15 protein-coding genes and 1 other RNA gene are annotated in these 21875 nt (G+C 60.8%); 11 read left to right on the forward strand and 5 right to left on the reverse strand.

Features of this window, described 5'->3' with window-relative positions; all coding sequences use genetic code 11:
- Positions 1-50: 50 nt before the first annotated feature.
- A complete protein-coding gene (locus tag BLW36_RS09260) occupies positions 51-479 on the forward strand; it encodes an organic hydroperoxide resistance protein (protein ID WP_091387549.1) in 429 nt (142 codons plus the stop codon).
- 323 nt (positions 480-802) lie between these two features.
- Here BLW36_RS09260 and hutG read toward each other — a convergent pair whose 3' ends face one another.
- Entirely contained in the window at positions 803-1762 is a 960-nt protein-coding gene (hutG, locus tag BLW36_RS09265) for a formimidoylglutamase (RefSeq protein WP_091387551.1), read from the reverse strand.
- Positions 1746-2990 (reverse strand): imidazolonepropionase, encoded by a 1245-nt coding sequence (gene hutI, locus BLW36_RS09270; RefSeq protein ID WP_091387552.1) that lies wholly within the window; start codon positions 2988-2990, stop codon positions 1746-1748. Before hutI ends, hutG begins: the two co-directional genes overlap by 17 nt.
- A gap of 233 nt (positions 2991-3223) precedes the next feature.
- On the opposite strand from hutI, the gene hutC reads away from it, so the two are divergent.
- The 8 genes from hutC to BLW36_RS09310 all read left to right on the forward strand — a co-directional run bounded on the left by hutC (position 3224) and on the right by BLW36_RS09310 (position 11053).
- Positions 3224-3991: a histidine utilization transcriptional repressor HutC gene (gene hutC / locus BLW36_RS09275; protein ID WP_091387554.1), complete on the forward strand. Its 768-nt coding sequence runs from the start codon at positions 3224-3226 to the stop codon at positions 3989-3991.
- Between the two features lie 80 nt (positions 3992-4071).
- The gene (gene hutU, locus BLW36_RS09280) at positions 4072-5745 is read left to right on the forward strand and encodes a urocanate hydratase (protein WP_091387556.1); all 1674 of its coding nucleotides are present in this window, start codon (positions 4072-4074) and stop codon (positions 5743-5745) included.
- Between the two features lie 80 nt (positions 5746-5825).
- Positions 5826-5899, forward strand: a non-coding RNA gene (locus BLW36_RS09285) — sX9 sRNA.
- A 153-nt stretch (positions 5900-6052) separates the two neighbouring features.
- On the forward strand, positions 6053-7603 hold the full coding sequence (gene hutH / locus BLW36_RS09290) for a histidine ammonia-lyase (protein ID WP_091387559.1): 1551 nt from the start codon (positions 6053-6055) through the stop codon (positions 7601-7603).
- Positions 7604-8204: 601 nt separating this feature from the next.
- A complete protein-coding gene (locus tag BLW36_RS09295; RefSeq protein WP_139304849.1) occupies positions 8205-8591 on the forward strand; it encodes a hypothetical protein in 387 nt (128 codons plus the stop codon).
- Positions 8592-8742: 151 nt separating this feature from the next.
- A complete protein-coding gene (locus tag BLW36_RS17140) occupies positions 8743-9438 on the forward strand; it encodes a hypothetical protein (RefSeq protein ID WP_139304850.1) in 696 nt (231 codons plus the stop codon).
- 166 nt (positions 9439-9604) lie between these two features.
- Positions 9605-10393 (forward strand): 3-hydroxybutyrate dehydrogenase, encoded by a 789-nt coding sequence (locus BLW36_RS09305; RefSeq protein WP_091387566.1) that lies wholly within the window; start codon positions 9605-9607, stop codon positions 10391-10393.
- A 39-nt stretch (positions 10394-10432) separates the two neighbouring features.
- The gene (locus tag BLW36_RS09310; RefSeq protein ID WP_091387568.1) at positions 10433-11053 is read left to right on the forward strand and encodes a response regulator; all 621 of its coding nucleotides are present in this window, start codon (positions 10433-10435) and stop codon (positions 11051-11053) included.
- A 7-nt stretch (positions 11054-11060) separates the two neighbouring features.
- Here BLW36_RS09310 and BLW36_RS09315 read toward each other — a convergent pair whose 3' ends face one another.
- From BLW36_RS09315 to BLW36_RS09325, 3 genes are read right to left on the reverse strand one after another with little or no spacing between them, the layout of a single operon-like run.
- Positions 11061-11996 (reverse strand): alpha/beta hydrolase, encoded by a 936-nt coding sequence (locus BLW36_RS09315; RefSeq protein ID WP_091387571.1) that lies wholly within the window; start codon positions 11994-11996, stop codon positions 11061-11063.
- A complete protein-coding gene (locus BLW36_RS09320) occupies positions 11983-13188 on the reverse strand; it encodes an MFS transporter (protein WP_211567174.1) in 1206 nt (401 codons plus the stop codon). Before BLW36_RS09320 ends, BLW36_RS09315 begins: the two co-directional genes overlap by 14 nt.
- Positions 13189-13246: 58 nt before the next feature.
- Entirely contained in the window at positions 13247-16591 is a 3345-nt protein-coding gene (locus tag BLW36_RS09325; RefSeq protein ID WP_091387573.1) for a hybrid sensor histidine kinase/response regulator, read from the reverse strand.
- A 200-nt stretch (positions 16592-16791) separates the two neighbouring features.
- On the opposite strand from BLW36_RS09325, the gene BLW36_RS09330 reads away from it, so the two are divergent.
- Positions 16792-18966 carry a TonB-dependent receptor gene (locus BLW36_RS09330; RefSeq protein ID WP_091387575.1) on the forward strand — a complete coding sequence of 725 codons (2175 nt, stop codon included), beginning with the start codon at positions 16792-16794 and terminating at the stop codon, positions 18964-18966.
- Between the two features lie 400 nt (positions 18967-19366).
- Entirely contained in the window at positions 19367-21652 is a 2286-nt protein-coding gene (locus BLW36_RS09335) for a PKD domain-containing protein (protein WP_091387577.1), read from the forward strand.
- Positions 21653-21875: the final 223 nt, after the last annotated feature.

Genomic DNA, 21875 nt, shown 5'->3' on the forward strand with positions numbered 1-21875 from the left:
CAACCGCGAATCGCTTCTAGACTACAGCATCAGTCAACGAGGGCACTGTCATGAAAGTACTCTACAAAGCCGTGGCCACCGCCACCGGGGGCCGTGATGGCCAGGCCAAATCTTCGGATGGCATCCTGGACGTGAAACTCAGGACGCCAAAGGAATTGGGCGGCCCGGGCGGCGACGCCACCAATCCAGAACAGCTGTTCGCGGCGGGTTACTCCGCCTGCTTTATCGGCGCGATCAAATTTGTCGCCGGCAAGGAAAAGGTCGAGGTGCCGGAAGACACCAGCGTGCGCGGTGAGGTGGGCATCGGCCCGATCAATGACGGAAAAGGCTTTGGCCTCGATATCGACCTATTTGTCAGCCTGCCAGGGCTCGATCGGGAGGTCGCCGAAAAGCTGGTCAATCGCGCCCACGAGGAAGTCTGCCCCTACTCCCACGCGACCCGCGGCAATGTGGATGTGCGCCTGCATATTTCCACCTGAACCGGGCACTCGCGAGCAGCTGTCAGCACCACAAGCTGGGCTGGGGAACCCGGGACAAGTGGCCTTATGAACATCATCGAATACTTCGATCCAACCAAGATTATCAATGCCGCATCGAGGACCGATCGGCGTATAGGCACCGGGGCAGTACTCCAAAGAAACCATTTACCGATCAACACGCAAAAGATAGGTTTTCCGATGCCGTAACGCCTGAACATGCACAGGGTTTTGATAACGCAGGAGATGGAGACTGTTTCCTGAGCCACCCTGACACAGGCAAAAAAGCAGGAAAGTGCCGCAGCGAGCGTTGCGCGGCGTTGCCGTTAAGCCTTGTCCGCGACGCCATTGGCAATCTGAAAACCAATCCGTGCTGCCGTGCGTGCGGCGTGATCCTCGATATCGAAATAGGGATTGAACTCCGCCATATCGGCGAGACAGACCTTATTCGAATCCAGCACCGTATCCAGCAGCGGCTCGAACAGTTCCAGTGGCACGCCGCGACCGGCCGGGGCACTGACCGCCGGCATTATCGCCGCCGGGAATACGTCCAGGCAGATGGTCAGATAAACGAAGTCCACGCCGTCGATAAATTCGCGGATCTGCGCCTGCACATTGTCCAGATTCCAGCTGGTGATTTCGCGGTCGCGGATCACCTTGGCGCCCAGCTCGTCGGCGCGGTTGTACAGGGCCGGCGTATTGGCATGGTCGGCGGCCCCGACGCAGAGGTAATTGAACGGGCGGCCGTTGAGCTCGCACTGCTCGGAGATCTGGTAAAAGGGAGTGCCGGATGAACCCTTGGGTGCCGGGATACGCAGATCCAGGTGGGCATCGAAGTTGATAATGCCAAGTGTCTTGTCCCGCTGCTGTTCGCGCATCCAGCGCGCAATACCCTGGTAGCTGCCGAACGCAATTTCGTGACCGCCACCGAGCACCAGCGGAAAGTGGCCGCCATTCAGCAGTTCCGTAATACGCGCACCGAGCAGAGACTGGCCGGATTCCAGGTCCTCTCTCTCGACTTTCACATTGCCGGCATCGTACAGCGGCGCGTCGAAAGTTGCGGGCAGGCTGGCCATCGCCAGACGAAGGATGCGCGGCCCTTTGGCCGCACCGATACGGCCCTTATTGCGGCGCACGCCCTCGTCGGAGACGAAGCCGAGAATTGCCAGGCCGGGTTCGCTATCCAGTTGCAGCGGCGTGATGCGCTGGTGCCAGCGCTCGCCGGCCTTGCCGTCTTCGGTATCGGTGCGGCCGCTCCACAAGTGCATATCAGCCAGCTGTAACATCTCTGCCTCCTACTGTTCTACCAGCGAAGAAAATCTGCGCCGGTTTCAGCGCGCCTACCTCGTAGGCCAGCTGGTCGGGGGTTTCCATCGGCCACAACACCATATCGGCGCGCAATCCCGGGCGCAGCACGCCGCGGGAACAGCACAGCCCCAGCGCCCGCGCCGCCGAGCGAGTCACGCCAGCGAGCGCTTCGGCGGGCGTCAGGCCGAACAGGTTGCAGCCCATATTCATCATCAGGCGTAGCGACGCGATCGGGCAGCTGCCCGGGTTCAGGTCGGTGGACAGCGCCATACACACGCCCGACGCGCGCAGCTTGTCGATCGGCGGCATCTGCGTTTCGCGCAGCGTGTAGAAGGCGCCAGGCAGCAGCACCGCGACGGTGCCACTCTCGGCCATGGCTGCCACGTCTGCGTCGGTAATGTATTCGATGTGATCGACTGACAAGGCACTGGACCTGGCCGCCATCGCCGTGGCGCCGGTGCGCGCCAGCTGCTCCGCATGCACTTTTACCGGCAGGTCCAGCTTCTGCGCGCAGTCGATCACGCGCTGGCACTGCTCGACCGAAAAAGCGATGGATTCGCAGAACATATCCACGGCATCCGCCAACTGCTCCTTGGCCACCGCCGGCAGAATTTCCTCACACACCAGATCGATATACTCGTCCGGGCGGCCGTCGTATTCCGGCGGCAGCGCGTGGGCGGCCAGGCAGGTGGTGGTGATTGCCACCGGGTGGTGCTGGGCCAGGCGGCGCGCGGTACGCAGCTGTTTCAGTTCCGTGTCCAGGTCGAGGCCGTAACCGGATTTCACTTCGATAGTGGTTGCGCCCTCTGACATCAGTGCCTGCAGGCGCGGTTCGGCGGCACGATACAACTGCTCGGCACTGGCGGCGCGGGTCGCGCGCACAGTGGAAAGGATGCCACCGCCGGAGCGCGCGACCTCCTCATAGCTTTCACCACCGAGACGGCGGGCGAATTCCGACGCGCGGTGGCCGCCGTAAACGAGGTGGGTATGGCAGTCGATCAGGCCCGGCGTCAGCCACTGGCCTTCGCCGTCCAGGGTGGCATCCGGCGCACAGTCCGGCAGTTCCTTGCGCGGTCCCAACCACACAATCTTGCCCCCGGTAACCGCCACAGCGGCATCCTCGACGGCACCGTAGCCGCCGGCGATGGATGGATCCATGGTGGCCGCATGGACATTGGTAATCAGCAGATCGCAGCGTTCTGTCATAGGCACTCTTAATTACCGGCGCTTGCGCGCAGGACGACCTTGTCAGGTGTCAGGGCGGCGCGGTTTTCCTTGTTCTAACCATAGACGTTCGGTCAGTAGACCGAATGGGTTTCTCGCCGGGCAGCACAGCTGGCCGTCCGACCGGCTTGACAGTCACCCCGGGGGCGACCATAGTAAGCAGCATCTTGTATATACAACCATATACAAGCGAGAACAGCACTGTACCCGAGTTTATGCCCAAGCCCAAGAACAACACGGCCAGACCGCCATCAGCGCACGGTAATGAGCCCTCAGCCCAGGGAAGCGAGCCCCGCTATGCGGCGATCAAGCGCCATATCCGCCAGCAGATCGAATCCGGCCAGTGGCCGGTGCATTTTCGGGTGCCGTCGGAAAACGATCTGGCGCGGGAATTCGAGGTGAGCCGCATGACCGCGCGCCGCGCCCTGACCGAGCTGACCGACGAGGGCGTGCTGATGCGCTCCCAGGGTCTCGGCACTTTCGTCGCCGAGCCGGTACCGGCGGGCTCGCTGCTGGAAGTGCGCAATATTGCCGACGAGATCTCGGCCCGCGGCCACAGTTATAGCAATCGCATTCTCTTGTTGCAGGAGTGCGCAGCCACGGCTGACGTGGCGCGCGCATTGGGCATGCCGGAAGGCGCCCGGGTCTTCCACTCGGTCATAGTGCACTGCGACAACGAACTGCCGATCCAGTGGGAGGAGCGCTTCACCAATCCGGCGCTGGCGCCCGACTACCTGCAGCAGGATTTCAGCGCGATAACACCCAACGCCTATCTATCTCAGGTGGCTCCGTTGACCGAAGCAGACACCACTGTCGAGGCGGTTGCGGCAGAGCCTGCAATCAGCGCGGCATTGGATATCCAATCGCACAGCGCCTGTCTGCAGATCTGGCGGCGCACCATGAGCAGTGCCGGTGCGGTGAGTTTTGCGCGACTGGTACACCCGGGTAATCGCTATCGTCTCGGCGCCCAGCTCCGCTTCTGACAATTTTCGCAGTGGCAGTGGACCAGATCCGCTGCCACCACAATCAATTAACGCATTGAATAATATTCTGCGAGGTAATCATGACCGACAAACGCCACGATCCGAGCCGCAAAATCACCGCACCGCGCGGTACCGAACTGAATGCAAAGAGCTGGCTGACCGAAGCGCCGCTGCGCATGCTGATGAACAACCTGGATCCGGATGTGGCCGAGCGCCCGGAAGACCTGGTTGTCTACGGCGGTATTGGCCGCGCTGCGCGCGACTGGGAGTGCTTCGACAAGATCGTCGAAGTGCTGAAGCGCCTCGAGGACGACGAAACCCTGCTGGTGCAGTCCGGCAAACCGGTGGGCGTATTCAAGACCCACGCCGACGCGCCGCGCGTGCTGCTCGCCAACTCCAACCTGGTACCGCACTGGGCCACCTGGGAGCACTTCAACGAGCTGGATAAGAAGGGCCTGGCCATGTACGGCCAGATGACCGCCGGCTCGTGGATCTACATCGGCTCCCAGGGCATCGTGCAGGGTACCTACGAGACCTTTGCCGCGGTAGCCCGCCAGCACTTCGACGGCGAAGCCAATGGCAAGTGGATTCTGACCGGTGGCCTGGGCGGTATGGGCGGCGCCCAGCCCCTCGCCGCCACCATGGCCGGCTTCTCCATGATCGCCGTGGAGTGCGACGAGACCCGCATCGATTTCCGCCTGCGCACCGGCTATGTGGACAAGAAAGCCACCAGCCTCGACGAAGCGCTGCAAATCATCGAAGACGCCAAGGCGAACGGCGAAGCGGTGTCAGTAGGCCTGCTCGGCAACTGCGCGGATATTTTCCCGGAAATCGTCGAGCGCAATATCCTGCCCGACTCGGTTACCGACCAGACTTCCGCCCACGATCCGCTGAACGGCTATCTGCCAAAAGGCTGGACCCTGGATCAGGCCGCCGAGATGCGCAAGAAAGACCCGGCGCTGGTGGTCAAGGAAGCGAAAAAATCCATGGCCATCCAGGTCGAGGCGATGCTGGAACTGCAGAAGCGCGGCGCCGCTACCCTGGACTACGGCAACAACATCCGCCAGATGGCGTTCGAGGAAGGGGTACAGAACGCCTTCGATTTCCCCGGCTTCGTGCCCGCCTATATCCGCCCGCTGTTCTGTGAGGGCATCGGCCCCTTCCGCTGGGCGGCGCTGTCCGGCAACCCGGAGGATATCTACAAGACCGATGCCAAGGTGAAGGAGCTGATTCCGGACAACCCGCAGCTGCACAACTGGCTGGACATGGCGCGCGAGCGCATTCAGTTCCAGGGCCTGCCTGCGCGTATCTGCTGGGTCGGCCTGAAAGATCGCGCGCGCCTGGCGCTGGCGTTCAACGAGATGGTTGCCAACGGCGAGCTGGAAGCGCCGGTAGTGATCGGCCGCGACCACCTCGACTCCGGCTCCGTGGCCAGCCCCAACCGCGAAACGGAGGCGATGATGGACGGCAGTGACGCCGTGTCCGACTGGCCGCTGCTGAACGCGCTGCTGAATACCGCCTCCGGTGCCACCTGGGTGTCCCTGCACCACGGCGGCGGCGTGGGCATGGGCTTCAGCCAGCACTCCGGCGTGGTGATCGTCTGTGACGGTACCGAAGCGGCACGCAAGCGCATCGAGCGCGTGCTGTGGAACGACCCGGCCACCGGCGTCATGCGCCACGCCGATGCGGGTTACGACATCGCGAAAAGCTGCGCGAAGGAGCAGGGGCTGGACCTGCCGATGCTGAAAGACTGATTAGAGGCTGGTTCACAACTACTGCGCGGGCGCCTGGCGACGTTCGGCGGTGCTGGCTCGCCAGCCCGGTCGGCATCCTCATGTACGCTCTGTACATTCCGGTGCCTCCGCTCCGGCGACCGCCACCAGCCACCCGCTCGCTACGCTGTGAACCAACCTCTAGGGACAGAGATATTGAAACTCGTCATCCCGGACGTGATCCGGGATCCAGGCGCTGCACTGCCAGAGAGCACCCTGGCAAGAAACTGGACACCGGCCTGCGCCGGTATGACGACAAAGTAAAAATTAATTTTCGGTGAAATAACTTATGTACAAACTGGAAATCGATCCCGGCCAGCTGAGCCTGGCGCAGCTGCGCCGCGTGGCGCGCGAGCCGGTGCAGCTGTCACTGGCGAAAAGTGCCTATCCGGCCATCGAGGCCTCGGCCAAAACCGTTGCCCAGGTGCTGTCGGAAGGGCGCACCGTCTACGGCATCAACACCGGCTTCGGCCTGCTGGCCAACACGCGCATCGAGAAGAAAGATCTGGAAGCGCTGCAGCGCGCCATCGTGCTGTCCCACGCCGCCGGCACCGGCAACTTTATGAGTGAAGCCACGGTACGCCTGCTGATGGTGCTGAAGATCAACTCCCTCGCGCGCGGCTTTTCCGGGGTGCGCGCCGAGACGATCGAGGCGCTGATCAAACTGGTCAATGCCGAAGTATTCCCGGCAATTCCGGAGAAGGGATCGGTGGGCGCTTCCGGCGACCTGGCGCCGCTGGCGCATATGAGCGTGGTACTGCTCGGCGAGGGCGAGGTGTTTATCGGCGGCGAGCGCAAGCCCGCCGCCGAGGGCCTGAAAAAGGCCGGCCTGCAGCCGCTGACACTGGCACCGAAAGAGGGCCTTGCACTGCTGAACGGCACCCAGGCCTCCACCGCCTTTGCGCTGCTCGGCCTGTTTGCCGCGGAAGATTTGTTCGCCGGCGGCCTGGTAACCGGGGCCCTGGCCCTGGAAGCGGCCAAGGGCTCGCGCCGCCCGTTCGACGACCGCATCCACGCCGCGCGCGGCCAGAATGCGCAGCGCCAGGTGGCGGCGATGTATCGCGAGCTGCTCGGCGACGCCAGCGAGATCGGCGAATCGCACCAGTTCTGTGAAAAGGTGCAGGATCCTTATTCCCTGCGCTGTCAGCCGCAGGTAATGGGCGCCTGCCTGCAGCAAATCCGCTTCGCTGCGGAAGTCCTGCTCGCCGAAGCGAACGGTGTGTCCGACAATCCGCTGGTATTTACCGACGAGGAAAACCCGGAAAATTCCGACATTATTTCCGGCGGCAACTTCCATGCCGAACCGGTGGCGATGGTCGCCGACAACCTGGCACTGGCACTGGCGGAAATCGGCGCACTGTCCGAGCGCCGCATGGCACTGCTGATCGATACCAACCTGTCCGGCCTGCCGCCGTTCCTGGTGGAGAATGGCGGAGTCAATTCCGGCTTCATGATCGCCCAGGTCACCTCGGCGGCACTGGCCAGCGAAAACAAATCCCTCGCGCATCCGGCCTGTGTCGACTCGCTGCCGACCTCCGCCAACCAGGAAGACCACGTGTCCATGGCCACCTTCGCCGGCCGCCGCCTGCGCGACATGGCCGACAACACCTGCGGTATTCTCGCGGTGGAACTGTTGGCGGCCTGCCAGGGACTGGACTTCCGCGCACCGCTGAAGACCACGGAAAAACTGGAAGCGGCCAAAGGCGAGCTACGCGAGCGCGTGAGCTTCTACGATAAGGACCGCTATTTCGCCCCTGATATCGAAGAGGCCAAGCAACTGCTGGCCAGCGCGGTGTATTTGCAATTTATCGATCCACAACTGCTACCCAGCACGCTCTGACTTTTCGTCCGACAAAAGGCGCCGCTAAAACCGGCGCCTTTTCTTTTTCCGCTCCCTCCAATAGCCGCGGGGGCTACGACGCCACTGGCGGACCGTACCCGCAACCGTTCTGTCGATAAAAAGCGCCGCCGGGAGGAAATTTGCGCCAGCAGTGCTAGGCTGAATATTAGACGTTTTATCCGCCATCAGGCGCGGAGGTCTAGATGAAACTGCTGCCCAGAAAGCTGCTGCTTTCCGGTGCTGGCTGGGCGCTGGCAGCTGCGGCGATATTGTCGCTGCCAGCCTGTACAGGTACCGGCTATTACGGCAATTCTTCCACCAGCTACGGCGGCGCCCACTCCAGCGTCAGGGGCGGCGACTACCACTGCCACCCCGACGGGGTCTGTCACGATGTTCGGCACGGGAGTAGCGACTGGCGAGGTGGCTTTCGCCGTCCGATTCGCTACTACCAGCGGTCGCCGTACCGAGCAGCCCCGCCGCCCCCGCGCCCCCGACCCTTATGAGTCGGCGCTGGTAAAAATCTCCCAGACAGGCGAGCGACATGCACGTGCCGCAGGGAATGCCTCAAACCAAGGAGCTTCCCACTACCGGAGACTGCATTATGAAGAGAGCACTTAGAACCGGACTCATCGCCGTCACGGTTTGCACCGCCCTGACCCTGGGTGCCTGCGTAACCGATGGCTACTACGGCTACGGCGGTTACTATTCCACTTACCCGTATGCGAGCCCTTACGTCTATCCATCGAGTAGTGTTTCTTTCTACTACTCATCGCCCCGCTATTACCGTTATCGCTATCACCCGCGTTATCGCTATTACGGTCGCCCCTATTATCGGCACCACCGCTACCATCACGGCACCGGCCGCTACCACGGTCGCCATTACTATCGCGGAGGACGCGGATACCATCGCCCGGCCCCGCGCTACAGAGGCGGCGCTGGCGCCCGTTACAGAGGTGGCGCTCACCGGCCGGCCCGCGGCCGGCGCTAGTAGCTGAGCGCGAACCCCGCACTTAATGCAATTCGTGCATCCCCCGCAGTATGTGATCAGGCATGATCCCGCACTGCGGGGAATTTATTTTTGACCTAATTGCAGCGGTGGCGCGATGAACGGTCACTTCCATTGGGGGCCAACCCCGTTAATGCTTTGTCTCGCCATGCTGTTGGGCGCCTGCACGTCCGATGGCTATTATTCCGGCGGCTCTGCGTATACTGCGCACGCCTATTCACGGCCCTACACTTACCCGTCCAGTGGCACTGCTTACTCCCGCGGCACAACCGAGCGCTACTCAGACACCTATGGTTATCCGTCCGGTGCAACGAGTCTGCCGTACACGGCCTACTATCATCGCTACCGCGATTATCCGCGCGCTATCTATTACGGCCGCTCAGGTGACTATCGGCCCTACCAATATTACCGGCCGTATCAGTTCTATCGCCCGTACCGGTACTACCGCCATCGCCCCTACAACTACTATCGCTATCGTCCGCATCAGAAAAGGCGCCACGCCAATCTGGTGGGCAAGCCGTACCGTAAGCACCACCGCGGCAACAGTTTCCGTCACCGCGCCCATGGCGATTTCGGACGCGGCATCTACCGCATCAACGAACGGCGTGATATTCGCGGCGATCGCGGTGCGCACAGCACGCGGCACAAGCAGCGGGGATATAGCACCGGTACAGAGCACCGCCTGCAACAACGTTACCGCACGCGGGACGGCCGTCGGGCTCACCAGCGTAGACGCGCGGGAAACATAGAACGCTCATATCGCGGCCGCCTCCGACACGGTACAGATTTTCGTGGACACAGACCCGCGGGCCCGGGGCGGCGCCGCTGAAACACGGCCTTGTGTTTCTTCCGTCTTGCTGTCTCATACCTTGGTCATACAGACCAGCACCCCGGCCGCTGCTAGCATGCTCGAAAAATGTATAAGGCAGCTCTGCCAATGATCTGGTCATCAGACCACATCGAGCAGAGTAGATAACAGCCGCGGGGGTCTTTCAGTGCAGCGGGAACAGCAACAACCAGTCCTAATCACCGGTTCCACCAGTGGCATCGGCCTCGCTATCGCCAATAGCATGGCCCGTGCCGGTCACCCGGTCATGCTGCACGGCTTGGCCAGCGTCGAGCAGGGCGAGGATCTGCAGCGGCAATTTCGCGCTGAATACCGAGTCGACTGCGGTTTCAGCAACGCGGATATCGCTTCCGAAGCGGGCTGCGCACAGCTGGTGGCGGACACCCGCGAAGCGCTCGGCAACCCGGGAATCCTGGTCAACAATGCCGGTGTGCAGCACACCGCAGACGCCCACGGGTTCGCCGCCGAACACTGGCACAACATTCTGGCGATCAATCTGAGTGCCGCATTTTTCCTGAGCCGCGAGTTGCTACCGGGTATGCGCGCGGCCAACTGGGGCCGCATCGTCAATATATCCTCGGTGCACGGCCTGGTGGCCTCGCAGCAGAAGGCCGCCTACTGCGCCGCCAAGCACGGCCTGATCGGCCTCACCAAGGTGGTGGCGCTGGAAAATGCCGACCGGGGCATCACCGCCAACGCCATCTGCCCCGGTTGGGTGGAAACCCCGCTGATCCAGCCGCAGATAGAATCCATTGCGCGTGAACAGAGTATCGATATCGAAGCGGCGCGTGCGCAGCTGATCGGTGCCAAACAGCCGCTGGCACAGGCGACGAAACCGGAGGCCATTGGCGAGCTGGTACTCTATCTCTGCGGCGAGTTCGCCAGCACCATTACCGGGGCGTCGCTGCCGGTGGACGGGGGCTGGACCGCGCAGTAAGATTTCCGCACCCGCACAATAATTTTTCCAGGGTGTGACGTGAATTACCGACTGCTGATCGCCGACGATCATCCCCTCTATCGCGATGCCCTGGCGACGACCCTGTCGCGACACCTTCCCGATTGCGAGCTGCACCAAAGCGAAGACTTGCAGTCGACCCTGGAACAGCTGCAAAACTCCACCATCGATCTGCTGCTGCTGGATCTCAACATGCCCGGTAGCGAGGGCTTCAATGGTCTGGCGAAGATCCGCAACGATTTCCCTGCAGTACCGGTCATAGTGGTATCCGGCAGCGATAAAAATTCAGTGGTGCAGCAGGCCGCCGGATTCGGCGCCGCCGGCTTTCTGTCCAAGACCGCGCTACCCGGGGAAATACTGCAATGCATTGACCAGGTATTGGCCGGGGAGCAATGGTTCAGCGCCGAAGCGCTGAATAGTGCCGAAGAGACGGCACTGGCCGAACGCCTGGGACGACTGACGCCGCAACAGCTACGTATTTTTCAGATGATTGCCCAAGGCCTGCTGAACAAGCAGATTGCCTACGAGCTGGAAATTACCGAACCCACGGTAAAGAGCCACGTGACCGCGATTCTGCGCAAGCTGGAACTGCGCGATCGCAAACAGTTGATTCGCGAGGCGCAGTCGCTGGTGCAGCTATAGGATCGGGTTACTCGATACCGCGCACGAACTCCGCCACGTGGCGATAGAATTTTTCACAGGCCTGCGGCGCCAGTGATTCCAGATTCAGAAATGCGTGGATCATATCGTCGAAATGCAGCGACTCCGCACTGACCCCCGCCCCGCGCAATCTTTCCAGATATGCCAGCCCCTCATCCCGCAAAGCACAAAACTCCGCGGTTATCAGTAGGGTCTGCGGCAAATTAGCGGTGAACTCACCGTGCAGTGGCGAGGCATCGCGGCGGTTCTCGGCGCCCGCGAAATAATTATCGAAATACCAGCCGATCTTTTCCTTCTCCAGCAGATAGCCGCTGCCGTTTTCATCGATGGACGGCTGCTGCATCGTGTAGTCGAGGCTCGGGTAGACCAGCACCTGGGCGGCAATGGCGTGGCGCTCGTGTTGCAGTAGCCGGCTGGCGCTGGCGCACAGCGCGCCACCGCCGGAATCGCCCATCAGCAGCCAGCGATCGTCGTGGGCGATCCGCTTTCTGTCGAGCACTGCACCCAGCCCGCGCACGACACTGAGCAGATCCTCCAGCCCGGCGGGGTAGGGATTTTCAGGCGCGAGCCGATAGTCGACCGAAATCACGGTGCGGGCACATTGTTCGGCAATGCGACGGCAGATCGGGTCATAGACGCTGACGCTACCGGCCATATGACCGCCACCGTGACAATAGATAATCGACGGAGCCGCTTCGACCTGCTCGGGGGAGTAGACACGGACCGGTACGGCATAGCGCTTGCCAGGCACCATGGTTTCGCAAACGGCCATCTCCGGTCCCGGCTCGACAAAGACACGAGTCAGGTTCGCCAGGCTCTCCCGTGCACTGATCGGCGTCGGCTCAAATCCCGCCGCCTTCAGTTGCGCCATTTGTGCATTGACGCCCTGCAGCCACTCGGCAAGTTTCGGCTCAAGCTGTCGCATTCTCGGCTCCGTTTTCCGCTTTAACACTTACAGGTTGTTTGCCGCTCTCGGGCAGCAGGAAAGAAAACACAAACAGCGACGCGGAACAGGCCACGGCGAGATAGGCGGCGTAGGCCGGCTCACCGCTCACATCTGCCAGCAGACCCGCGCCGTACATCAGTACGGTTTCCACACCGTAGGAAATCGACCAGAACATCGCGAAGGTAACGGTGATGCGCGCCGGTGTCATACCCGGCAACTCCTGCGGCAAGGTCACCAGCGCGGTCATCGGCAGGAACATAAAGAAGCCCGCCAGCGCCGCTGCGCTGTAGGCGATGGTCGCGTTACGACTGACCAGCATCAGCGCGGCAAAGATCACCAGTGCCAGACCCGCGTAGCGCAGCACCGGCAGGCGCAGCGGATAGCGTTTGGTCACCAGGATACCGGCCACGGTACCGACCATGCCGGCCGCGATCATCACCGCGGAGAGATGGCTGCTGGCCACGGCAAAACCGTCGATCAGCGGGAAGAGGGCGAATACGGCGATATAGCAGAAGAGCACGCCACAGTAAGCCAGCGGCAACCACCAGTTGAATCCCTCGCGGATACCGTGGCGTAGGCCGTACTTTTCTTCGGGCTTTTCCGGCCCGCCGGACAGCGGGAAGTTCTCCGCGGACAGCCACCACAATATGGCCAGCGCCGCCACCATCACACCGTACAGCGCCACTACCGACTGCCAGCTGCCGAGCCAGGCCGCCAGCGCGCCAGTGGACAGCAAGGCGAGCAGGTTGCCGCTGTTGAAGGCGGCCGCATTGACGCCGTTGATCAGCGGGCGATCCTGTGCGGAAAAGTAATGCAGCACCACCGGGTTGAAGTAGACGATTGCCAGTGCACCGCCGAGCCCCAGCGCCAGTCGCGACAGCAGCCAGGTGCTGTAGTCTCCCGCCAGTGCACCAAAGCCGCCAGCGGCGATCAACAGCATGGCCAGTGTGAAGGCGCGCTTGGCGCCGAGGCGCATCAGTAGCACCGCTGCACCCAGATTGCCGACGATTTTTGCCAGCGTAATCACGTTGCTACCCCAGGTCGCATTCGCCAACCCGGCCTCACCGAAAGAGGCCTGAATTGCCGGCGTCAGCAGGGCACCCGACACCCAGGAGGCGGCAAACAGCGCGTAGGCGCTGAACATCAGTATTTCGAGCAGATATTTTTTCATTATTTTCACATCTTCGTCATCGCGATATCGACAGGGTGCGCCGGCCATCCCGGCGCGGCTATACGACCTTGGTCGCAGGCGCCGGCTGCAGCTGTTTCTGCCGCGCCTGCAGCAGTGCCCGCAGGGCGGCGGGGCGCAGGGGCTTCTGCAGGAACTGCCAGCCTTCGCGCTGGGCGCGGTTCTTGACCAGATCGGTGTTTTCCGCGGAGATAATCACACAAGGCAGCGCGGTACCCCAGTGGTCCATCAGCTGCCGCGCCAGGCCGATACCGTCGATACTGTCACCGAGGTGGAAGTCCATCAGCAGCAGATCCGGTTTCTCCAACTGCAAAGCCTCGCCGCGCCCGCGCGCGCATTCGATACTGCACCCCCAGCTACTGAGCAGCGCCTGCATCGCCTCGAGAATGGCGGGCTCGTTGTCCACGCAGACCACCTGCAAGTTCAGCGGCGCCTGTGGCGACGCCAGCTTCGCCGGTGCCAGTGCCGGGCGCTCCACTTTCGCTGCGCGCGGCAGCCGTACACGGAAAACGCTGCCGCGCCCCGGTGTTGAATCCAGCTCGATGGGCGACTCCAGCAGGCGACACAGACGCTCGACGGTGGCGAGGCCGAGCCCGTAACCGTGTTGCCGGTCGGTGACGCTTTCGGGCAGATCGAGTCGGCAGAACTCGCGGAAAATATTCTGCTGCTGGGAGACATCGATACCACAGCCGGTGTCCCAGATTTGCAGCGAGACCGCGCCGCTCTTGTTGCGCGCACCGATCAGGACACCGCCCTTGCGCGTGTATTTGATCGCGTTGTCGAGCAGGTTCTGCACCACCCGGCGCAGCATCTTTTCATCGCTCAAAACCCACAGGCCGCTGCGGCGATAGCGCAGCTGGATCCTGCGGGCGTCGGCCGCTGGGCGTGCCTGGTCGACGACTTCGGCAAGCACCTTGTCGAGTTCCGTGGGGCGGATATTGGGATGGACATCACCGGCGTCCATGCGGGCAATCTGCAGCATGTCGGTTATCAGCTGCTCGGCCGCGGCCAGCGCATTGTCGGCGCGACCCAGCAGACTACGACTGTCGTCGTCCAGCTCTCGGGCGGTGAGGGCGTCGAGGAACAAACGGCTGGCATTCAGCGGTTGCACCAGGTCGTGACTGGCCGCGGCGAGGAAGCGGGTCTTGCCGACACTGGCCGCGTGCAACTCACTGTTCAGTGCTTGCAGCTGTGCGGTGCGCGCCGTCACTTTCTGTTCGAGAGAATCTTTGACCTCGGTCAGCTCAGCCAGGGCCCGCTGGTAATCCGAAACGTCGGTATAGGTCGTCACGAAGCCGCCGCCGGGTAGTGGATTACCGCGGATTTCCAGGACGGTGCCGTCGGTGCGGTGGCGCTGAACCCGATAGGCGGTGCCGGCTTTCAGGTGCTCGACTCGTTTCTGCACATGCATCTCTACCGCACCCGGTCCGCACTCGCCGCGGCTGGCGTTATAGCGCACCAGCTCGGCGACCGGCCGACCGACATAGATCATCGCCGCCGGGTAGTGGAACAGCTCCACATAGCGGCGATTCCAGGCTACCAGGTTGAGGTTGGCATCAACCACCGAAATGCCCTGGTCGATATTATCGATGCTACTCTGCAGCAGGCCGCGCCCGAACTGGTAGATAGCCGAGGCCTGCTCCAGGTTCTGGGCACTGGCCTCCGCGCTGTGATAGTGCCGCACCAGGCGGCGCGCGCTGGTGGAACCGACAATACCGGCCAGGATTTTCTCCACCGCCTCGCGGTAGTCCTTGCCAGACTCCTCCTCTAGGCCGGCAAAAGTGCGCGCGGCCGCATCACTGCCGACGAAGCGCGCCAGCAGTTCACGTAGCTGCGCGCGGTTAACCGGGGCATCGTCGGCGCCGCGCCGGTGCGGGTGGCGAATATCCATCCATTTCGACACCAGCAGCAGCGCGGCACAGTTCAACCCCAGACCAAACACACAGCTGATTGACAGGGAGCTCCACTGCAGGCCCAGCCACTGTGCAATCAGGTCCACTTCACCCACTGCAGCTGGCAGGGCCGACAAGGCCCAGACCAAAGCACCGCCGGCGAGCCCTGCGATAACCCCGAGCGAGCGCAGACGCAGCCAGTTTCTCGGCCAGCAGACTGCGGCAATCATCGCGGGTGCCAGCTGCGCCACCAGCGCCAGCGACAAAAGGCCGAAAGTGCCAAGGCGCACGCCGGGGCCGATCGTTTCATTGACCGTGAAGGCCGCCAGCATAATCAGCCCGATAATGCCGCGGCGCACGCGACGCAGATCGGATCCCAGCGCACCGCTGGCGGGACGCATCTGCATGCGCCGCAGCCACCAGGGCACCACCATCGTATTGGCGATCATCGTCGACAGTGCGATGGTGGCGATAATCACCATGCTGGAACCGGCCGACAGGCCACCGATAAAGGCGAGCAGGGACAGCCACTCCGAGCCGCTTTGCAGCGGGATACCGAGCACGAAGCGCTCAGGATTGTCGTAGCTCTCCGGCAGCCACAGCAGACCGCCGTAGCCCACCACCAGAATCGCCACCGACAGGATACCCAGGTACAGAGGAATCAGTTTCCGCACCGGCCCTATATCCCGTTCGCTGTCGCTCTCGATCATCAGGATATGGAACTGTCGCGGCAGGCAGAACATGGCGGCCATGCCCAGCACCACCACGGCAAAATAGCCGGTATCTGCAGGGCGCACCTCTTGCAACTGTGCCACCCGCTCACTGGCGAGCGCAGCGCGCGCCAGATCGGCGCCGCCGTCGAAGGCACTACCGACAACAAACCAGGCCACGGCGACAAAGGCACCGATCTTGACCAGCGCCTCAAAGGCCACCGCCAGCAACATGCCGTTGCGGTGCACACTGCTATCGATATGCCGGGTGCCGAATAACAGCGCGAACAGCCCCAGGGTCACACTGACGATCGCCGTCACCAGGGAGGAACTGATTTCTCCGCTGCTGGCCAATAAAAGGAAACTGTCCGCCACTGCACGGAGCTGAAGCGCCAGATAAGGCAATACCGCCACCAGTGCGAGCACGGCGACCGCTGCCGCCAGCCACTGGGAGCCGCCGAACTGGGCGCTGATAAAGTCGGCAATGGAAGTGGAGCCCTGTTGCTTGCACAGGCGCACGAAGCGGGTCAGCAACGGCGCGCCGACAATCAACATCAGGCTGGCGCCAACAAAGGTCGGCGGCAGCAACCAGCCCTCCTCGACCGCCTGCGCCGGGGTGCCGAAAAACATCCACGCACTCGTGTAGGTCCCGGCCAGCGCCAGCAGCAGCGGCTTCAGTGGACGGATTCGCGCTGCGGGCAAACGGTCACCCCAGAAAGCGATGGCAAACAGCAGCAACAGATAGGCCAGCGCGACGGCCGCCAATGTGGTCAGGCTAAACAAGCGGGTAATACCTATTTTTTCTCGGCTTCGTTATTCTTGCTCTCGGCGACTTAAACCATACCCCAGTGGCTGTTTTTTGTCCTCCATCGCGAGCCCGACTAACGTCATACCTTGGTCTAACAGGCAAATGGACCCGGTACCGCTAGAGTGGCAATCCCGGATATTTATAAAAACCATAAATTTGGTGATTGGAGAGAGCCATGAATAGAGCAATAAAATTTCACCCTTTGGCCGTTGGTGTCATGTTGGCCTGCGGTGCCAGCCTTACCTACGCCGAACCCGCCCTTGAGGAAGTAACCGTAACGGCACAGAAGCGCGAACAATCGCTGCAGGAAGTGCCGGTGGCGGTGACCGCCATTGGCGAGGCAGCACTGATCGAGAACGGCATAGCGGATATCACCGATATCCAGAAGCTGTCTCCGAACACCACCTTGCAGGTGGGCCGCGGCACCAACTCCACCCTTACCGCCTTTATCCGCGGTATCGGCCAGCAGGACCCACTTTGGGGTTTCGAGCCGGGTGTGGGTATTTATATCGATGATATCTATATTGCCCGCCCGCAGGGTGCGGTCATGGACGTCTACGACGTTGCGTCGATAGAAGTGCTGCGCGGCCCACAGGGCACGCTCTACGGTAAAAACACCATCGGCGGTGCAGTGAAGTATGTCACCAAGAAAATGACCGGCGAACCGGGAGTCTCCATCAGTGGCGCACTGGGTAGTTTTAATCAGCGCGATTTCAAGTTGAGTGCATCTACAGCGCTTTCTGACAGCCTGAATATCGGCGCCGCTGTCGCCAGCTTCCAACGCGACGGTTACGGCGAAAATGTTGTAACAGGGAAGGATCATTACAACAAGGATGTGCTGAGTGGCCGTGTATCCGTGGAATTCTCCCCGAACGACTCCTTGTTTGTGCGCTTCGCCGCAGACAAAACCCGCGATGAATCAGCGTCCAAACATGGCCACCGTTTCGGCCCCGGTTTTGTAGGCGAAGCGGTACTCGACAGTATCTACGACACAGAGACGAACCTGCCCTCCGATAACCTCGTTGAAACCAGTGGCATGTCTCTGAGCGCCGAATACCAGATTTCCGATAACGTAACCATCAAATCTATCACTGCTTCCCGCGAAGGTAGCACCGAGACCGTGATTGATTTCGACAGCACGCAAGGCGCTTGGTTTGATGTACCTGCGTTTTATGATGACGAACAATTCACCCAGGAATTTCAGCTGTTGTGGGAAGGCGATAACGCGGATCTGGTAAGCGGTATCTATTACTATGACGGCACCGCGGCCGGCGCCTTTGATGCAGTACTGGGCTTCGCCGCCCCCGGTGGATTCACACAAAACGTGGCAGGCACCGTGGACACCACCAGCCTGTCTGCTTACGCCCACTACAATTGGCAGTTCGCCGAGGCATGGAACCTAAATGTCGGCGGCCGCTATACGCGTGACGAAAAATCCGCAGTGGTATTCAAAGGCAATTACCTTGGGTTCGGCAGCGACACCTTCCACGACCAATACTATGCGGGCACACCAGACCCGATTTTCCTGGGCGCCCTGACTGACTATACGGGCGAAAATGACTGGGCCGAATTCTCCCCGCGCATCGGCGTCGACTATCAGCTGAACAACGATGTGATGCTCTACGCCGCCTACAGCGCCGGTTTCAAGTCCGGCGGCTTCGATATGCGTGGTGACGCCAGCGTGAACCCGGAAACCGTGGACGGCTATGATCCGGAGACGGTGGATACGGTGGAGTTAGGCTGGAAGATGGATCTACTCGACAACCGCCTGCGCCTGAACGGTGCACTGTTCCGCGCCGACTACACCGATATGCAGGTCACCACCCAGACACTGGTACCCGGTGGCGGCTTCGCCAGCGCGGTGCTGAACGCCGGCGAATCCCGCATTCAGGGCCTGGAACTTGAGGCCTCCCTGGCAGTTACCGACAACCTCTCAGCTAACGCGGTGATAGGTCTGGTGGATGCGGAATTTGTCGAGTTTATCGAGAGGGGAGTGGATGTCTCCGACGAACTGGCCATGCAGAACACGCCGGACACTACCGCCATGTTCCAGCTCAACTGGTCACTGCCTGTTGCCGGTGGTGAAATGGTGGTAATCCCGTCGGTATCCTACCGTGCTGATACACAGATCTTCGAGCGCCCCGGCATCCTCGATCAGGACGCCTACACACTGGTAGACCTGACCGCGACCTATTACAGCGGTGATGGCAGCTGGAACCTGGGTCTGCAGGGCAAAAATCTGACGGACAAGGAATACCGTATTGCCGGCTATGACTTCGGTGCACCCTTCCAGACCGGTTTTTATGGTAACCCGCGCACGATTGCCCTGACCGGTAACTACAACTTCTAACGGGAATATTCAGTTCACAAGAGATTGTTGCGTCTTTTCTCCAGGGGGCGTTTTTCGCCCCCAGCTCAGTGAGCAACCACTTGCCGCCGTTACCTGCTAACGGCGGCTTTTTTTAATTTTGCCAAGCTGCAAGGGCCATGCTTGAAATAAGTTTGGCTAACGATCCAATCTAGACAATGGTAAGCGGCAAGCTTCTAATCGCTAATAAACTTTCGTTGGCAAACGGAAAAATCTCGCCATTCCTGCCAATCCCGCACCGAAACCCCGCAATTATTACTGGCAATAAAAATAGGATGAAAATATTATCTTTCCGCTTTTATGGCGAATAAGAATTTAGAATTAATCGTTTTCAGGGGAAGTTATGGAGAATTTTCGCAAGGCCGTCATATTGGGAGCCTGCATGGCGATCACAGCCTGTGGCGGGGGTGGGGGCGGTAGCTCGGATGACGGCGACGGCTCTGCTCCAATCACTAACGCAGCGCCCACTGTCTCGGCACCGGCCACCAGCGTCGCTGAATCCGCAAGTGTTGCCATCACGGCGACCGCCAGCGATTCCGATGGCAGTATCGCCAGCTATTCATGGAGCCAGAAGTCCGGCCCGCAACTGAATCTCACGGACGCTGACACTGCCACGGTAACGGTAACTGCTCCGTCAATGACGGAAGACGGCGAAGCCATTCTCACAATCACCGTGACCGACGACGATGGCGCAACCGCGCAAGCCGATATCACAGTGACCATCACCGCCAACAAACTGAACTTTACCGTTCGCGGGGTGGTCGTCGATACACCTGGAGCGGATATCGAAGTTACTGTCGGAAGCCAGCGATTCCAAACCATAGCGGATAGTGATGGCGCTTACTCGATACCACTGAGCCTGGATGAATCCCTGGCGGATTCAATGGTCACGGCAAGCGCCCAGTCCGCATCCGCCGGACAGCTGCATTATGTCTCCGTGCTCGGTGAAGTCGGCGTATTGGATACAGCCGCCGGTGCCGATGACACCCTCACGATGGACGAAAATGTCTCGGTCAACCTTTCCGCCATTTCCACCGCGATATCGGCTCAACTGAATCGCGCCAATGGCGGCGACATTACAAGTCAGTCAGCCCTGGAATCAGCCGGCAGGATGATTGATTCTGAAATCGTGTTTAATGTCGCAACATCTATTACGCTCGCACTGGAATACACCGATGATCCCGCGCTGAAGTTGCCTGCAGAGTCTGCAGACACCTTCGCGTTTGCCAGCGATCTTGAGGTTTCCGCAGCCCACGGCGTGAATGCGAGGCTGACCAATCAAGATTTGTGGGACAGCACACAGGTAGCCATCGCCGTCAATCCCGAGCTGGTAGTGTCGCAGCCGTCTGACAGCACCGGCGCTGTGGCAGACACCTATTATTTCACCGCACCAAAATACAGTTTCACTGGCGCTTTCAACGGCAGCCGCCTGGTATTGAGCGCGGATGGCAACGGCATAATGAGCGACACCAGCGATGAGAGCACCTTCAACTGGGCCCTGGGGGAGAACGGTGTAAGTTTCGACGGCCTGGAACTGGTTTCCAGCGAAGGGTACCCCTGGGACTCTGACCTGGGCAAGCAGGTTCACGAGCAAACCATCACCCGTGTCCAAAATTTGCGTTGGCTTTCCCGTAGTAAGTTGAGCGATGTGCTGCTGTTCGAGATTGAAAGCTATACCCATTACCCGGATGGCGAGTATCCGGATACCGCCCCCGTCGCTTGGCTCAGCACAGGCACTGCGATCAAGACCGCGAGCAAGATCAGTGCAGCTGACATTCTGCAGCTGGGCGTGGATTACAGCCTATCCAGACCCATTACGGCGGGGGAAGTCGTCAACCCTGTAGAGGGCTCCGACCCCTACCTGGATATATCGGCCTCGAGGATCTCTTTCTCCGGCACCCCGGGTCAGGGCGGCACCGCGTCAGTCACAGTCGAGTCCTCTGACGGTGACGGAACACTGATCACCGGCGAGGAAAGCGCCAACTGGGTGATCGCCGCCGACGGCAGCCTGCAGGTTACCTACGCCAACGGAGACAGTTCGAATCTGGTCTTCCTTTCCGAAAACCCGACAGCTTCCGGAATCAATGTGAGGACTACCCGAAATTCGGATGTCTTTACCCAAACCGGCCGCTTGCTACTCAAAGGAGAGTCGGCCTGGACTGCGCTGTCGGCAGTTGGGATCTACCAGTACGCGTTTGACTTCTTTAGGCCGCTCGAGCATTTCTGGTTTGAGGTAAACGATGATGGTACTGCGCTGACGGTTTCAACCTATGACTCGGACCAGAACGGCTCACTGGAAGACAACGAATACTTCCTCATGCCGGGCCTGTGGCGGATCAACGGCGAGGGTAACCTGCTGATTCGCCGCTATCGCTACAACCAGGGCGTGGCCGCAAACGGCGGCTACTGCAAGCCGGCAAGCTGGGATCCCGCTGACGGCGATGAGTGCGTGCTCTACCACGAACGTGAATGGAACCTTCACCAGACAGACGGCAGCGACGGTTACTGGATGCATCATTACCACCGCTTCTTCTCCGACTGGTACCGGAACAGCATGCCAGACCCCTCTGTGTCCGGGCATATCTTTATGTTCGGCACTATCGACAACCGCGCCCAATACAAGACGGATGTACGGCCGGCGGAAATACCGCCGCATCTGCTGCCCTAAGTTCGCAGCTCGTTAAAGAAAGGCCCGCACTGCGGGCCTTTTTTATCTTTGCCGAAACCTTCCACCGATCTTCCCCGCCGACTGGTACCTATGTCGTCGGTTTGAACAAATTGGCGGCAAATACCTCATCCTGACGGCTGCTTCCTCTAGGCTGAAACAAAGCGCGGAGCGAATTCGCGCCCGCTGATCACAATCCACGAGGTAACTACGGTGCAGAAATTGA

It is taken from the genome of Microbulbifer marinus, assembly GCF_900107725.1.
GTDB classification, from domain to species: domain Bacteria; phylum Pseudomonadota; class Gammaproteobacteria; order Pseudomonadales; family Cellvibrionaceae; genus Microbulbifer; species Microbulbifer marinus.

Excerpts from the sequence above, each read along its gene's own strand:
- hutU (WP_091387556.1), top strand. The coding sequence starts at position 4,072 with ATGACCGACAAACGCCACGATCCGAGCCGCAAAATCACCGCACCGCGC.
- BLW36_RS09315 (WP_091387571.1), bottom strand. The coding sequence starts at position 11,996 with ATGCGACAGCTTGAGCCGAAACTTGCCGAGTGGCTGCAGGGCGTCAAT.
- BLW36_RS09320 (WP_211567174.1), bottom strand. The coding sequence starts at position 13,188 with ATGAAAAAATATCTGCTCGAAATACTGATGTTCAGCGCCTACGCGCTG.
- hutC (WP_091387554.1), top strand. The coding sequence starts at position 3,224 with ATGCCCAAGCCCAAGAACAACACGGCCAGACCGCCATCAGCGCACGGT.
- BLW36_RS09330 (WP_091387575.1), top strand. The coding sequence starts at position 16,792 with ATGAATAGAGCAATAAAATTTCACCCTTTGGCCGTTGGTGTCATGTTG.
- hutI (WP_091387552.1), bottom strand. The coding sequence starts at position 2,990 with ATGACAGAACGCTGCGATCTGCTGATTACCAATGTCCATGCGGCCACC.
- BLW36_RS09260 (WP_091387549.1), top strand. The coding sequence starts at position 51 with ATGAAAGTACTCTACAAAGCCGTGGCCACCGCCACCGGGGGCCGTGAT.
- hutG (WP_091387551.1), bottom strand. The coding sequence starts at position 1,762 with ATGTTACAGCTGGCTGATATGCACTTGTGGAGCGGCCGCACCGATACC.
- hutH (WP_091387559.1), top strand. The coding sequence starts at position 6,053 with ATGTACAAACTGGAAATCGATCCCGGCCAGCTGAGCCTGGCGCAGCTG.
- BLW36_RS09335 (WP_091387577.1), top strand. The coding sequence starts at position 19,367 with ATGGCGATCACAGCCTGTGGCGGGGGTGGGGGCGGTAGCTCGGATGAC.
- BLW36_RS17140 (WP_139304850.1), top strand. The coding sequence starts at position 8,743 with ATGCTTTGTCTCGCCATGCTGTTGGGCGCCTGCACGTCCGATGGCTAT.
- BLW36_RS09295 (WP_139304849.1), top strand. The coding sequence starts at position 8,205 with ATGAAGAGAGCACTTAGAACCGGACTCATCGCCGTCACGGTTTGCACC.